Genomic DNA, 14351 nt, shown 5'->3' with positions numbered 1-14351 from the left:
CGCGGCGCGACCGTCCGATCGGACTCACCGCCGCGGGTGCGGTCAGCCTGCCACAGCTCGCGTGACCCCGACGCGGGTTGTCCACAGGGGTGATCGGGTGCGGTCGGGGGAGCGGGATACGGTGGCGCAGTGACCCCACGACACCGTTCACCCGAGGTGCCCGAGCCCGGCGAGCCGGCCCGTCCGTCCGCGGTACCGGAGGACCGCGGCGTGTCGCCGACCGAGGCGGACGGCGGGCGGCCGCCCGTGGAGGTGCGGCGGTCGTCCCGCCGGCGCCGCACCATCAGCGCCGTGTGGCAGGACGGCCGGATCGTCGTCTCGATCCCCGCGGCGGGCACGGCCGCGCAGGAGCGCAGATGGGTCGAGACCATGGTGGCGCGGCTGACCGCGCAGCGGGACCGGCAGGCCGCAGAGGACGGTCCGGAGGGCCTGAGTGCCCGCGCGGAGGCACTGTCGCGTCGCTATCTCGGGGGACGGGCGCGGCCGGCCTCGATCCGGTGGGTCCCCAACCAGAACACCCGCTGGGGGTCGGCGACGCCGAGCCGCGGCACGATCCGGCTCTCGACCCAGCTGCAGGGCATGCCGGACTGGGTGGTGGACTACGTGCTGCTGCACGAACTGGCCCACCTGCTCGAGGCCGGGCACGGGCCCCGGTTCCAGGCGCTACTGGCCGGCTACCCGCGCCTGACCGAGGCGAAGGCGTTCCTCGAGGGGGCGAGCTTCGCCGCCCGGCGCGGTCTCACCGGCGAGCACGCGGAGGGCTGAGCGGCGGGTCGCGCCGGCCGCCGGCTCGGTGACGGCCGGGCCGTCACTCCCGGCCGACGGACGAGCCTACTCGTCCCGTGAAGTGGTCCATCGTCCGGTTGACGCCGAAGAAATCCGTGAGCCGGTCGAAGAGCCGCGTCGGCAGCAGGCGCATGCCCGGCAGGATCGCGACGAGCGGCGGCATGATCAGCTGCTCGCGCCCGGACTCGATCGCGTCGACGACGCGTCGCGCGACGACGTCCTGGTCGAGGATCGGCAGCAGGCGGGGGAAGCGTGTGGAGACGCCCGCGAACATGCCCGTGTCGATGTAGTACGGACACACCGTCAGGGTGCCCACCGGGTGACCGTCGGCGCGCAGTTCGTTGCGCAGCGACTCGGTGAAGCCGACCGCCGCCCACTTGCTGGCCGAGTAGTCGGTCTGCCGGGCGACGCCGACGAGCCCCGCGGCGCTGGCGATCGTGACGACCGTGCCCCGGCCCCGCTCGATCATGCCGGGCAGGAACGCGCGCGTCACCCAGTACAGGGCGAGGACGTTGACGTCGAAGGTGCGCTCGATGGAGGACTCCGGCGTGTCCAGCAGCCGGGTGCCCGAGACGACGCCGGCGTTGTTGACGACGACGTCGATGCCGCCGGTCTCGGCGATGACCGTCCCCGCCGTGGCGGCGACGGCGTCGCGGTCGGCGACGTTGACCGTGTCGTACCGGGCGCTGCCGCCGGCCGCGGTGATCTGCGCGCATACGGCCGCGGCGGCCGACGCGGACAGGTCCCAGACGGTCACGCGGGCGCCGCGCTTCGCCGCATCGATCGCCATGCGGCGGCCGATGCCGGACCCGCCGCCGGTGATCAGGATGCGGGTGCCGTCCAGGTGCTGACCTCGAGCCATGGCCTTCTCCCCATTCGTGGAACGGATGGAACCGGGTCCACTCATCACCGTCCGGTCCCGACCGGTGCCGAGACGGGCAACGTCAGGACAGCTGGGCTCGGAGGTGATGCGCTGCTCAGATGTTACCGGAGAGTAACTTCAGCACAAGGGGGAGTAGGCCCTGGAGCTGGGCCCGTCCAGCGGAAGCGCGGCCACCGAATGGAAGGCGGCCGACGGTGCGTCAGCCGCGGGGCCGCTTGTCGTCGCCGTCGTCACCCTCGCCGTCGCGATCCTCGCTGTTGCGTGGGCCGTCGTCGTGCGCACCGGTCCCGGTGCCCGTCGCGGCGTCCGGGTCGACGTCGAACAGGGGCTCCTGGCCGGGCAGCTCACCCTCGTCGGTGGAGACGGCGTCCTCGGCGGTGTCCGGCTTCTCGTCGAAGCCACCCGCGAGCAGCTTCTCCAGGGCGGCGTCGACGTCGGCGTCCGCCGCGGCGCGCTGCTCGCTGCGGGCCGTGAAGTCGGCGGGGTGGTCGAGATCCTCGGGGGTGGGCAGCAGGTCCGGGTGCGCCCAGACCGCGTCCCGGCCCTCGGTGCCGCGCTCCTGCGCCAGCGTCGCCCACAGCGCGGCCGCGTCCCGCAGCCGCCGGGGCCGCAGCTCCAGGCCGACCAGGGAGGAGAACGCCTGCTCGGCCGGCCCGCCGGTGGCGCGCCGACGGCGGACCACCTCGCGCAGCGCCGCCGCGGCCGGCAGGTTCGTCGTCGCGGCGGCGGTCGCCTCGTCCACCCAGCCCTCGATCAGGGCGAGAGCGGTCTCGAGGCGGGCCAGCGCCGCCTCCTGCTCGGGCGTGCGCTCGGGGGTGAACATGCCGCCGGAGAGGGCCTCCTGCACCGACTCGGGGTTGGAGGGATCGATCTGCCGGGCGGCCTCCTCGATCCGGGAGGTGTCGATGTGGATACCGCGGGCGTAGCTGCCGATGATGCCGAGCACGTGGGAGCGCAGCCACGGCACGTGCACGAACAGGCGGGCGTGCGCGGCCTCCCGGACGGCCAGGTAGAGCCGCACCTGCGACTCGTCGATGTCCAGTCCCTCGCCGAAGGCGGCGACGTTGGCGGGCAGCAGGGCCATCGTGCCCTCGGCGAGCGGGATGCCGATCTCGGAGGCCGAGACCACGTCGCCGGACAGTTCGCCGACGGCGTGCCCGAGCTGCATGCCGAACAGGGCGCCGCCGAGGTTGCGGATCATCGAGCCGGCGCCGCCCATCATGCCGGCCATCTCCTCCGGCAGCTGCTCGGTCATGGCCTGCGTCAGGGCGGTGGCGATGCTGTTGGCCACCGGCTCGGTCATCTGCTTCCAGGTGTCCATCGTGGCCTCGACCCACTCCGCACGAGACCAGGCGCGGCCGGTCAGGCCGGTGCCGGGGAAGTCGGTCACGGGGTCGAGCCACAGCTCGGCGACCCGCAGCGCCTCCTCGACGTCCCGCCGCTGGGCGGTGGAGACGGAGGGGTCGGCGCCGGAGGCGGCGCCGCGGCGGGCACTCTCGTGCGCCAGCTGCCAGTTGACGGGGGAATCCCCCGAGGCGCTCATCATGGCCTGCATCTGCTGGAACATCATGGCCAGCGTGTTGGGATCCGACGGCATGCCCGCGGCCCGTGCCAGTTCGGCCGGATCGAAGCCCTCGAGGTTGCCGCCGAGCAGCTTGGACAGCATCTCCGACAGCGGGTCCTGCGGAGTGTCGTCGTCGTCGCCGTGCTGGGAACTCATGGGAGGTACCGTCCTCGTGTCCGGTCGTGGCAGGCTTCCGGCCCACCGGTCGGTGCCGCTGCGGAGGGCATCGGCCGGATGACGACTCCGCCAGGAGCCGCGCCGGTGATGGACCCGCGCACCGCTGGACGAACGATCCGGCGGCCCGGGTCCGATGTGTTCACGTTACCTGCGGCGAGTGCGCAGTGTCTGCCCGTCGCGCGTCCGTTCGCCGCGGGCGGAGCCGGGTGACCAGCCGGGGTCCGACCGGTGTCGAACCGCGGGGGATGGCCCTTCCCGACTCCCGGCGGAACGTCAGGGAAGTTCACGACGACGAGCGGTACCCTGTGGGGTGCGCCGAGCCGCCGCGCCGCCCGTCCGGGCGCGGCCGGGACATCGACCTCCGGCGCAGATGAGGACCCCCTCCCCGTGAGCAGCGACCAGTACACCGGATCGACTCCGTCCGTCGAGCCGGACCGGGCCGCCGGTCGACCCGGCACCGACGCCGCGCCCGGCAGCCGGGACGGCGAGTCCGGTGCTCGCCGGTTCCGGACGCCGTGGTCGCGCACCGGAGGGACCGGCCGGACCGGCCGCAACGGTGACGTCGCCGGCCGGACGCCGCGCCGGCGGATCACCACCCTCGGCGTCAGCACCACCGTCGCCGTGGTCTGTGGCGCCCTGGCCCTCGCGCTGCCGTCACCGTTCGTCGCGGAGTCGCCCGGCCCGACGTTCAACACCGTCGGCACCGTCGACGGGCACCGGCTGATCTCCGTGAGCGGGCATTCCAGCTACCCGACCAGCGGGGACCTGGACATGACCACCGTCTACGTCAACGGCGGCCCCAACGGCCCGCTGACCGCCGTCGGCGCTCTCGGCGCGTGGCTGGACCCGACCCGGTCCGTCGTGCCCACCGAGCTGCTGTACCCGCCGGACGTGACCAGCGCGGAGGTCGAGCAGTCCAACGCGGCCGCGATGACCAACTCCCAGCAGGAGGCCATCGCCGCGGCGCTGAGTCACCAGAAGATCGCCTTCACGCGCACCCTGACCGTCGCCCAGGTCGTCGACGGCACCCCCGCCAGCGGCCGGCTGCGGAGCGGCGACGTGCTGGAGAAGGTCGCCGGGCGCTCCGTGTCCGGGATCGAGGACGTCCGCTCGGCCGTCTCGGCCGCCGCGGGCAAGCCCGTCGCCCTGCAGGTGCGCAACGGAGGCGTCACCCGCACGGTCAGCATCACTCCGGCCCGCGGACAGGGAGGCACCTGGCAGCTCGGCGTCGCGCTCGCCGCGACCTACCGGTTCCCGTTCTCGGTGTCGATCGCCCTGGACAACGTGGGCGGGCCCAGCGCCGGCATGATGTTCGCCCTCGGGATCATCGACACCATCACGCCGGGGCCGCTGACCGGCGGCAAGCACATCGCGGGCACCGGGACCATCAGCGCCGACGGCACGGTCGGGGCGATCGGTGGCATCGCGCAGAAGATGGTGGGTGCGCGCGACGCCGGCGCGAAGGTGTTCCTCGCGCCGGGCGCGAACTGTTCCGACGTCGTCGGGCACGTGCCGGACGGCCTCACGGTCGTGCGCGTGGACACCCTGGACGGCGCGGTGCACGCGGTCGAGACGGCGGCCTCCGGTGGTGACGTCGCGGCGCTGCCGCGCTGTGGCTAGGCCTCGCTCGCGACCGGCGGCGTCGCTGTGGCTTGGAGCTCAGCACGCGGCACGGGCAGAATGTGACCAGGACGACCCGAACCCGGCGTCGCCTCGACATCAAGGATCGCAGTGACCTTCGGATCAACCCCCCAGCCACGACAGAGCCGACCTCGATCCGGGCGGCGCCGATCCGCCCTGATTCCCACGATCGTCATCGTCGCCGTCGTCATCGCCGCTATCGTGCTGCTCAGCCAGGTGTACACGGACGTGCTCTGGTACAGCCAGCTCGGCTATCTCGAGGTCTTCCTCAAGGAGAACCTCACCCGCGTCGGCGTCTTCCTCGCCGGGTTCCTCATCATGGCGATCGGCGTGTACGCGAGCATGGCGGCCGCCTACCGCAGCCGCCCGGTCTACGCCCCGGACGAGGGGACCCCGGACAACCTCGCCCGGTACCAGGCGAACTTCGAGCCGGTGCGCCGGCTGGCGATGATCGGCGTGCCGATCGTGTTCGGCATCTTCGCCGGCACCGCGGCGGCGTCCCAGTGGCAGCGCATCCTGCTGTTCTTCAACCAGGTGCCCTTCGGACAGACCGACCCGCAGTTCGGCCTGGACTACAGCTTCTACCTGAACACCCTGCCGTTCCTCGGGTTCCTGTCCGGGCTGCTGATCAGCGTCGTCCTCGTCGGCGGGGTCCTCGGCATCGTCACCCACTACCTGTACGGCGGCATTCGGCTGCACGAGCGAGGCGTGAGCGTCGCCCGTCCGGCGCGCATCCACATCGCCGTCGTCGCCGCCGCGTTCCTGCTCCTGCAGGGCGCCAACTTCTGGCTCGACCGGTACAGCACCCTGCAGAACAACTCGGGCCGGGTCGCCGGCGCGCTGTACACGGACGTCAACGCCGTCATCCCCACGAAGTCGGTGCTCGCGATCGCGGCGATCATCGTCGCGGTGCTCTTCGTGGTCGCGGCCGTCATCGGCCGCTGGCGGCTGCCGCTGATCGGCACCGTCGGGCTCATCATCACCGCGATCCTCGCCGGTGGCGTGTACCCGTGGGTCGTCCAGCGCTTCCAGGTCACCCCGTCGGAGCAGACCTTCGAGCAGCCCTACATCCAGCGCAACATCGACCTGACCCGCAAGGCGTACGGGCTCGACGCGGTGACCTCCCAGGAGTACAAGGCCACCACCAACACGAGCGCCGGCGCTCTGCGGCAGGACGCGCAGACCACGGCGAGCATCCGCCTGCTGGACCCGAACCTCATCTCGGCGGCCTTCTCCCAGCTCGAGCAGTTCCGCCCGTACTACCAGTTCTCCGGCCTGCTCGACGTCGACCGCTACGCCCTCGACGGCAAGACCCAGGACACCGTCGTGGCCGTGCGCGAACTGCGGCCGGACAACATCTCCGGCTGGTACAACCAGCACATCGTCTACACCCACGGCTACGGCGTCGTCGCCGCCGCCGGCAACCGGGTGGCCGCCGACGGCAAGCCCGAGTTCCTGCTCGCCGGCATCCCGAGCAGCGGCACCCTGGGCAACGACGAGACGTACGAACCGCGCATCTACTTCGGTGAGAACTCGCCGGAGTACTCGATCGTCGGCGGCACCGAGGGCGCCTCGGCGCGGGAGCTGGACCGGCCGCAGCAGCAGGGCTCCACCGAGGACACCTTCAACACGTTCAAGGGCAACGGTGGGCCGAGCCTCGGCAACTTCTTCAACAAGCTGCTCTACTCGCTGAAGTTCCAGTCCTCGGACCTGCTGCTCTCCGACGCCGTCAACAGCAACTCCCAGATCCTCTACGACCGCGACCCGCGGGAGCGCGTGCAGAAGCTCGCCCCCTACCTGACGGTGGACGGCAAGCCCTACCCGGCGATCATCGACGGCCGGGTCAAGTGGATCGTCGACGGGTACACCACCAGTTCCTCCTTCCCGTACTCGACGCAGCAGCAGCTGGACTCCGTCACACGTGACTCGCAGACTGCGGACGGCCGGGTGGCGTCGCTGCCGGCGAACAACATCAACTACATCCGCAACTCGGTCAAGGCCACGGTCGACGCGTACGACGGGTCCGTGGACCTGTACGCGTGGGACGACCAGGACCCGCTGCTGAAGGCGTGGCAGAAGGTGTTCCCCACGACCCTGAAGCCGTACAGCGAGATGTCGGCCCAGCTCATGGCGCACGTGCGGTACCCGGAGGACCTGTTCAAGGTCCAGCGCGGCCTGCTCGCCAGCTACCACGTGACCAACGCGGTCGACTTCTACCAGCAGAACGACGTCTGGTCCGTGCCGAACGACCCGACCAGCGCGGACGCCGTGCCGCAGCCGCCCTACTACCTCTCGCTCCAGGTGCCCGGGTCGACCAAGCCCTCGTTCAGCCTGACGTCCTCGTTCATCCCGCAGACCCGGCCGGGGGAGACGCCGCGCAACGTGCTCTACGGGTACCTCTCCGCAAACGGCGACGCCGGCAACAAGGCGGGCGTGAAGTCGCCGGACTACGGGAAGCTCCAGCTGCTCAACCTGCCCAAGTCCGGGTCGATACCCGGGCCGGGCCAGGTGCAGAACCGGTTCAACTCGGATCCGACGGTGTCCCAGACCCTGAACCTGCTGCGGCAGGGCGCCTCCAGCGTGCTCAACGGCAACCTGCTCACCCTGCCCGTGGGCGGCGGCATGCTCTACGTCCAACCGGTGTACGTGCAGTCCAGTGGTGAGACGTCCTACCCCTCCCTGCAGCGCGTGCTCGTCGGGTTCGGCGAGAAGGTCGGGTTCGCGCCGACCCTCGACGAGGCCCTCGACCAGCTCTTCGGCGGCAACTCCGGCGCGTCCGCGGGCGACTCCGCGAACGCCGGCAAGACGTCGAGCGGGTCGGCCGGCAGCTCCAGCGGCCAGGGGACCGGTGGGACGAGCGTGAGCGCTCAGGCGCAGCTCAAGCAGGCCCTCGCCGACGCGGACGCCGCAGTCAAGCAGGGTCAGCAGGCGCTGACCAAGAACGACTTCGCCGCCTACGGGGCCGCGCAGAAGAAGCTCTCGGAAGCGCTCGGCCGCGCGATCCAGGCGGAGAACCAGCTCGGCCAGGGTGGTGGGGCGAGCGCCTCTCCGTCGGCCGGTGCCAGCTCGTCGCCCAGCCCGTCGGCGACGGCGTCGTCGAGCCCGTCGCCCACCCCCAGCCGGTAGGCCGATTTGGTCCGGTCCCCGCGTCGCGGTAGAGTTGATCCTGCGACGCGGGGTGGAGCAGTTCGGTAGCTCGCTGGGCTCATAACCCAGAGGCCGCGGGTTCAAATCCCGCCCCCGCAACAAAGGAAGGCCCTCGATCCTCGGATCGGGGGCCTTCGTCTTTTCCGGTCTTTTCATGCTGGGTGCGAGGATCCGGTCCGGGCACGGGGGACTGGATCTCCCGGCGCTCGCAGAGCTCGCTCTGGTCGACACGTCCCCCTTCCGCCCGAACCGGATCCTCGCGGTGCGGGTCGGCGTGCGGTGAGGCGTCGTCGTGATCGCCTCGTCATCTGCCGTCGTGGTGGGAGGGAATTCGTCGGTCGCCGGGCCTACCGTGAGGGCATGACCGCTCCTCGCCAGCTCGCCTTCCTCAGCTTCGTGCCCGACGACGGCGGGGATGCGGGGGAGGCGCTGCGGCGGGGGATGCGGCAGTTCCGGGACGCCGAGCAGCTCGGGTACGACTCCGGGTGGGTGCGGGTGCGCCACTTCGAGCCCTTCCTCTCCTCGCCCCTGACCTTCCTCACCGCCGTCGCCCAGGCGACCGAGCGGATGCACCTGGGCACCGGGGTGCTGCCGATGCGCTACGAGGACCCCATCCGCACGGCCGAGGACGCCGCGACGCTCGACCTGATCAGCGGCGGCCGGCTGGAGCTCGGCGTCAGCGGCGGCATCGCCCCGCTGGCCGGGGTGCTCGACGAGGTGTTCGGCACGACCCACCGCGGCTTCGACGGCGAGACCCAGGAGCGGATCCACCGGCTCCGGGCGGCCCTGGCCGGCCAGCCCGTCGCTCACGCCACCGGCCCTTTCTCCACCCTGCCCGCCGGGTCCGACCTGCGGGTCACCCCACACGCCCCCGGGCTGGCCGACCGCGTCTGGTACGGGCCGGGCAGCGTCCGCAGCGCCCGCCGCGCCGGCGAGCAGGGCATGGACCTGCAGCTGTCCACGCTGAACAGCGAGGACACCGGCGGCACCTTCGAGGAGGGCCAGGCGGACCAGATCCGCGCCTACCGGCAGGGCCGCTCCGCCGCGAGCGCGGCCGCGGGCGGACGCCTGCGTGAGCCCCGGGTCGCCGTCGGACGCATCGTGCTGCCGCTGCTGACGGACGCGGACCGGCAGGCCCACCGCGGCTTTCTCGACTTCTACAACAACCGGATGGACGAGCGCGGTAGGCCGCGGCAGGGCGGCGCACCCATCCAGTTCGGCCGCATCCACGCCGGCTCGGTCGACGAGATCGTCGACGGGCTCGCCCGCGACCCCGCGCTGGCCGAGGCGACGACGGTCAGCATCACGCTGCCCGCTCCCGGCGGCGAGGCCGCCCACGCGCGGGTGCTCGAGACGGTCGCGACGTCGATCGCCCCGCAACTGGGCTGGAGCGCCGCCGCCTGACCCCGACGTCGCCCCTCCGTGCGGGGTCCAGGTGCCCATGGTCACGGCGCTGACCCTGACCGTATGCTGACCGCGGGGGCGGCAGGCCGATGGGGACCGGCGACACCGGTGCAGTGGATGCGGGGGACGGCGATGACGGGAACACAGCCCGAGGTGACGCTGCGGTTCATGGCCGCACCCACGGACGCCGGGTTGACCGGCACCGTGGACGGCGGCCGGGTCCTCGAGTGGATCGACAAGTCCGGCTACGCGTGCGCGGCCGGCTGGTCCGGGACGTACTGCGTGACCGCCTACGTCGGCAACATCAAGTTCGCCCAGCCGGTGCGCGTCGGCGACATCGTCGAGGTGCAGAGCCGCCTCGTCTACACCGGCCGCACCAGCATGCACATCGTCACCACGGTCGCCTCGGGGGACCCGCGCACCGGGGAGCTGACCGTCGCGACCCAGTGTCTGAGCGTCTTCGTCGCCGTCGACACGACCGGGAAGCCGACCCCGGTGCCGGGCTTCGAACCCGTCGACGAGTGGGAGCGCGAGCAGCACGAGATCGCCCGGCAGCGCATCGACCTGCGGCACGACATCGAGGAGTCCATCGCCGGGCAGGTCTACAGCGACGCCGGGACGGCACCACGCACTGTGCTGCGGTTCCTCGCGGCACCGACCGACATCAACTGGGGCGGCAAGGTCCACGGCGGGACGGTGATGCGGTGGATCGACGACGCCGCCCACGTCGTCGCCTCCGGCTGGCACGGCGGGCCGACCATCGCCGCCTACGCGGGCGGGGTGCGGTTCTACCGGCCGCTGCTCATCGGCGACCTCGTCGAGGTGGAGGCGCGCCTCCTGCACACCGGGACGACGAGCATGCACCTGGGTCTGCACGTGCGCTCGGGAGACCCGAAGACCGGCGAGATGAACCTGACGACGCACTGCATGATCGTCTTCGTGGCGCTCGACGACGAGCACCGCAAGGTGCCGGTCCGGGAGTGGGAACCGGTCTCGGACGAGGACACGGCTCTCGACGATCACGCCCAGTACGTGATCGGCGTCCGGGAGCGGCTGCGCCGGCACGTGCCGACGGTCCCGCCGGCGTCCCGCGCCACCACCCGCTGAGGGGGGCGGGAGTGGAGGCGATCAGGTCCTGGCTCGTGCGGCTGTTCCTGCTGCCCGCCCGGCGGCGGAACTGGATGTTCGTCGGCATGGTGGCCGTCTGGTACGTGACGGTGCGTCTGATCGTCGCACCGTTGGACCGTCACAGCCCTCTTCTGTGGGTCGTGGGTCCGGTCCTCAGCTACGGCGGCCTCTTCTCGCTCGTGCACATCCGGTACGCCTCCACGACCGGAATGCTGTTCGGCCGTCTGCTCCCGCTGCCGCGCCGAGAGCTCGTGCGGTTCGCCGCCGACAGGTTCTGGGACGTCGAGACGTGGGACTCGCCGGCGTCCTCCGCCGAGGTGCTCGAACGCCTCGCGAGTCTCACCACGCCCGCCACACCGACGCTCGTCCAGCGCCTGCCCGATGCGCTCTTCCTCCGGCTCCGTCGGTGGCACCAACCGGAGCCGTGGCCGAGTTCGGCTCCGCTGCCGCGCCGCATCAGAGTTCAGGCGCGGCTCCTGTTCCTCGTTGAGGACCGGCTCGACGGCGGCTCCACGGTGGACGCGCACTGGGACAGCGAGCCGCGCCTGACCGACGCCATGCGCGCCCGCGCTCAGCTCGGCCGGGACGTCGTCGACGCCGCTCGGGCGCTGACCGAACAGGCCGACCGCGGATCCGACCCGACCCCGGGGAATGACCGATGAGCTGGCTGGAACAGGCCGCCCGCCGGCTCGCGGTGATCAACCCGAGCCGGAAGAAGCGGATCGCGATCTCTGTCGGCATCTCGCTGGCGCTCGGTGTCGCCTACCTCGCGATCGAGCGCGCGACGGGTGGCTCGCACGGGGAGTGGTCGGTGCTGATCGTCGTGGCCTGGTTCGCGGTCTCCCAGTTGGCCGGCCGGCTTCTGGACGGCATGTCCAGCGGCAGATACGCAGGCAAGCCGCTCGACCTGCCTCGGGCGCGGATGATCCGTGACGCCGCCCGGCACTACGCCGAGGTCAGCTCGTGGACGAGCCCGCTCAGTGCGGAGGAGGCCTTCGGCCGGCTGATCGAGCGGATGCGGGTGCCGCAGGTGCGGACCCGCGCCTACGACGGCGCCGTGTGGATCCAGCTGTCGCAGCGCCAGACGATGCCGTCGCCGTCCGCGCCCGACCAGGTCTTCCCGACGACGATCACGGCGGAGGCGCTGGTCTTCGTCGACGACGCGCCGCGCGCCGGGGACGGCTGGTTCCGGCCGGGTGAGCGCGCCGTCGTCACGGTGCACCACGAGGTCCGCACCGCGCGAGGCGTCGGCACCACGATGATCGAGGACCGCCGGCAGGCCGCCATCCTGACCGACCATCTGCTCATCGCCATCCAGGAAGCGACCGGCGGGATCACCGGGCGCGAGGAGGCCGGACGATGACGACGGCCGAGACGGAACCGGATCGCCGGGCCGTCGCACGCACGAGTTGGATGGAACGCGTGGCGCGGACGCTCGCCCGCGCCACACCGACCACGCCCGCCCGCGTCGCCACCGTGGTGGTGATCTCCGTGGCGTTCTACGGAGCCTTCCTCCTCATCCGGCTCCGCACCGACCTCGCGGAATCCCCCTGGTACCTCCTGTTCGTCCCCCTCTGGCTCGCTCTCGGCTACGTTGTTGGCCCGATCCTCGGTGCCGTGCTCACGGGGTGGTATCGCGAGCGGCCCCTCGACCTTTCCCGGGAACGCCTGACCTGGCTCGGGACCCGCCGCTACCGCGCGACGAGCGCGTGGGCCAGTCCGCTGAGCGCCGAGGAGGCGCTCATTCGTCTCGCGCAGCGGTTCGCGATCCCGTCGGTCCATCGGCGGGTCCTCGACGGCGGCCTCTGGCTGGAGCTGGAACGGGACATCGTCTCCGACGTCCAGGCCGTCTCGATGGGCGTCCGCGAACGCGCGGCGGTGGACATGCTCGTGATCGTCGCCGAACGGCCGACGACCGCCGGCACTCGGACAGGCAGTACGGTCACGGTGCACCACGGCCGACGGCGCGGGTGGACCGCGGCCCCGGACGGCGGGACGACCGCGCGGCTGGCCGACCACCTCCTGCTCCTGATCCGGGAGGTGACGGAGGCGGAACAGGGGTGAGAACGCCGCTGGAGGGAGGCGTCAGCGGCCGGACGCCCCGATGTCGTCGTAGGCGTCCAGCGCCCGACGCCGGGTTTCCTTCAGGTCCGCCATGGGCTCGGGGTAGTCCGCGGGCGGGTCGTTGTCCCACGGCTCGTGCAGCGCCGAACCGCTGCGCCCGGCCAGCTCGGGCACGAACTGCGTGATGTAGGCGCCGTCCGCGTCGAACTTCCGGGCCTGCGTCACCGGATTGAACACCCGCACATACGGGAACGCGTCCGCCCCCGATCCGGCCGTCCACTGCCAGTTGGCCGGGTTGTTCGCGGCGTCCGCATCGACGAGGGTGTCCCAGAACCACTGCTCCCCGGCACGCCAGTCGATGAGCAGGTTCTTGACCAGGAACGAGGCGGTGATCATCCGCACCCGGTTGTGCATCCAGCCGGTCTCCCACAGCTGCCGCATCCCGGCGTCGACCAGGGGGTAGCCGGTGCGGCCGCGCTGCCAGGCCCGCAGGTCGCCGGGGGAGCGGCGCCACCGCATCCCGTCGAACTTCCCGCGGTGGTTGACCGTGGCCAGGTCCGGGTTCGCGTACAGCAGATTCCAGTTGAACTCGCGCCAGTGGATCTCCGACAGGAACGCGTCCCGGTCCGCGCGGGGGCTCGCGCCGGCGACGGCGGCCCGCACCTGGAAGGGGCTGATCTCGCCGAACCGCAGGTGGGGGGAAAGGCGGCTCGTGCCCTCGACGCCCGGCCGCTCGCGGCTCCCGTCGTAACCGTCGAGGATGCCGTCGACGAACTCCGTGAGCCGGTGCCGCGCCCCGGCCTCCCCGGGCTCCCACGCCTGCGCGAGGCCGGCGGACCAGTCCGGGTCGTTCGGGTACAGGCCCCAGTCGTCCAGGTCGTCGGAGGCGACCCGCGGGCCCGAGAGCTTCCGCACGGCGGGCACCGGGTCTCGCGGCTGCTCGGCCCGCTGGCACGCGCGCAGGAATGGCGAGTACACCTGGAACGGCTCACCGGCGCCGGTCATGATGGTCCACGGCTCGTGCAGCAGGTTCGCCGCGAAACTGTGCGCCTCGACGTCGTGCTCTCCGGCCCAGTCCTTGACGGCGGCGTCGATCTCCCGTTCGGGTCCGCCGTAGCGCCGGTTCCACAGGACGGCGTCGGCCTTCGCCTCGGTGACGACGGCGGGCACGACGTCGATCGCGGCGCCCCGCCGAAGCACCAGGTGCGCCCCGGCGGCCTCCACGGCGGCGCCGAGCGCGGTGAGGGAGTGGTGCAGCCACCAGCGGGCCGCACCGCCGGTGGCCCGGACGCCGTCACTCTCCTCGTCGAGCACGTAGAGGACGACGACGTCGCCGTCGTCCGCGGCATGCCGCAGCGCCGGGTTGTCAGCCATCCGCAGGTCGTCCCGCAGCCACACCACCGTGGTCGTCATGCGGTCAGCCTACCGACGGTTCTCTCGATAGCCGAGACGACGGTCGCCGCCGGTCAACTCGACCGACGGCGACCGTCGTGGACAGGATGCGGTGGGCATCCCGGCAGAATCTCAGTACTGTCCGCTCAGTACTCGGCGCTCGGT

The 14351-nt window shown here is 72.0% G+C and carries 11 protein-coding genes and 1 tRNA gene; 9 read left to right on the top strand and 3 right to left on the bottom strand.

Annotated elements, in window-relative coordinates; genetic code table 11:
- Positions 1-210 precede the first annotated feature (210 nt).
- Complete coding sequence (locus tag V6N00_RS15290) at positions 211-765, top strand: SprT-like domain-containing protein (RefSeq protein ID WP_334233646.1); 555 nt, start codon at positions 211-213, stop codon at positions 763-765.
- Positions 766-808: 43 nt separating this feature from the next.
- Here the strand turns inward: V6N00_RS15290 and V6N00_RS15285 are convergent, their stop codons facing one another.
- Together V6N00_RS15285 and V6N00_RS15280 are read right to left on the bottom strand one after the other, a co-directional pair.
- The gene (locus tag V6N00_RS15285) at positions 809-1648 is read right to left on the bottom strand and encodes an SDR family oxidoreductase (RefSeq protein ID WP_334233644.1); all 840 of its coding nucleotides are present in this window, start codon (positions 1646-1648) and stop codon (positions 809-811) included.
- A gap of 220 nt (positions 1649-1868) precedes the next feature.
- Positions 1869-3389: a zinc-dependent metalloprotease gene (locus V6N00_RS15280; protein WP_334233643.1), complete on the bottom strand. Its 1521-nt coding sequence runs from the start codon at positions 3387-3389 to the stop codon at positions 1869-1871.
- A 408-nt stretch (positions 3390-3797) separates the two neighbouring features.
- Between V6N00_RS15280 and V6N00_RS15275 the strand changes: the two genes are divergently transcribed.
- From V6N00_RS15275 to V6N00_RS15240, 8 genes are all read left to right on the top strand, one after another.
- The gene (locus V6N00_RS15275; RefSeq protein WP_334233641.1) at positions 3798-5030 is read left to right on the top strand and encodes a YlbL family protein; all 1233 of its coding nucleotides are present in this window, start codon (positions 3798-3800) and stop codon (positions 5028-5030) included.
- Between the two features lie 111 nt (positions 5031-5141).
- On the top strand, positions 5142-8177 hold the full coding sequence (locus V6N00_RS15270) for a UPF0182 family membrane protein (protein ID WP_416385095.1): 3036 nt from the start codon (positions 5142-5144) through the stop codon (positions 8175-8177).
- Positions 8178-8223: 46 nt separating this feature from the next.
- Positions 8224-8297 (top strand) — tRNA-Met (locus tag V6N00_RS15265).
- Between the two features lie 261 nt (positions 8298-8558).
- Positions 8559-9602 carry an LLM class flavin-dependent oxidoreductase gene (locus V6N00_RS15260; RefSeq protein WP_334233638.1) on the top strand — a complete coding sequence of 348 codons (1044 nt, stop codon included), beginning with the start codon at positions 8559-8561 and terminating at the stop codon, positions 9600-9602.
- A gap of 168 nt (positions 9603-9770) precedes the next feature.
- Complete coding sequence (locus tag V6N00_RS15255; protein ID WP_334233636.1) at positions 9771-10709, top strand: acyl-CoA thioesterase; 939 nt, start codon at positions 9771-9773, stop codon at positions 10707-10709.
- An 11-nt stretch (positions 10710-10720) separates the two neighbouring features.
- Positions 10721-11392 (top strand): hypothetical protein, encoded by a 672-nt coding sequence (locus V6N00_RS15250; RefSeq protein WP_334233634.1) that lies wholly within the window; start codon positions 10721-10723, stop codon positions 11390-11392.
- Positions 11389-12093, top strand: coding sequence for a hypothetical protein (locus tag V6N00_RS15245; protein WP_334233632.1), 705 nt, complete (start codon positions 11389-11391; stop codon positions 12091-12093). The genes V6N00_RS15250 and V6N00_RS15245 overlap by 4 nt, the downstream gene beginning before the upstream one ends.
- A gap of 59 nt (positions 12094-12152) precedes the next feature.
- Entirely contained in the window at positions 12153-12794 is a 642-nt protein-coding gene (locus V6N00_RS15240) for a hypothetical protein (RefSeq protein ID WP_334233630.1), read from the top strand.
- A 21-nt stretch (positions 12795-12815) separates the two neighbouring features.
- Here V6N00_RS15240 and V6N00_RS15235 read toward each other — a convergent pair whose 3' ends face one another.
- Positions 12816-14207, bottom strand: coding sequence for a cryptochrome/photolyase family protein (locus V6N00_RS15235; protein WP_334233629.1), 1392 nt, complete (start codon positions 14205-14207; stop codon positions 12816-12818).
- Between the last annotated feature and the right edge of the window lie 144 nt (positions 14208-14351).

This window comes from Tersicoccus mangrovi, from assembly GCF_036881825.1.
Taxonomy (GTDB): domain Bacteria; phylum Actinomycetota; class Actinomycetes; order Actinomycetales; family Micrococcaceae; genus Tersicoccus; species Tersicoccus mangrovi.
Note: the sequence above shows the minus strand (reverse complement) of the source record. Positions and strands in the feature narration are given on the sequence as shown.

Bases quoted from the DNA above. Each gene is read 5' to 3' on its own strand.
- V6N00_RS15255 (WP_334233636.1), top strand. From the start codon at position 9,771: ATGGCCGCACCCACGGACGCCGGGTTGACCGGCACCGTGGACGGCGGC.
- V6N00_RS15285 (WP_334233644.1), bottom strand. From the start codon at position 1,648: ATGGCTCGAGGTCAGCACCTGGACGGCACCCGCATCCTGATCACCGGC.
- V6N00_RS15260 (WP_334233638.1), top strand. From the start codon at position 8,559: ATGACCGCTCCTCGCCAGCTCGCCTTCCTCAGCTTCGTGCCCGACGAC.
- V6N00_RS15235 (WP_334233629.1), bottom strand. From the start codon at position 14,207: ATGACGACCACGGTGGTGTGGCTGCGGGACGACCTGCGGATGGCTGAC.
- V6N00_RS15245 (WP_334233632.1), top strand. From the start codon at position 11,389: ATGAGCTGGCTGGAACAGGCCGCCCGCCGGCTCGCGGTGATCAACCCG.
- V6N00_RS15280 (WP_334233643.1), bottom strand. From the start codon at position 3,389: ATGAGTTCCCAGCACGGCGACGACGACGACACTCCGCAGGACCCGCTG.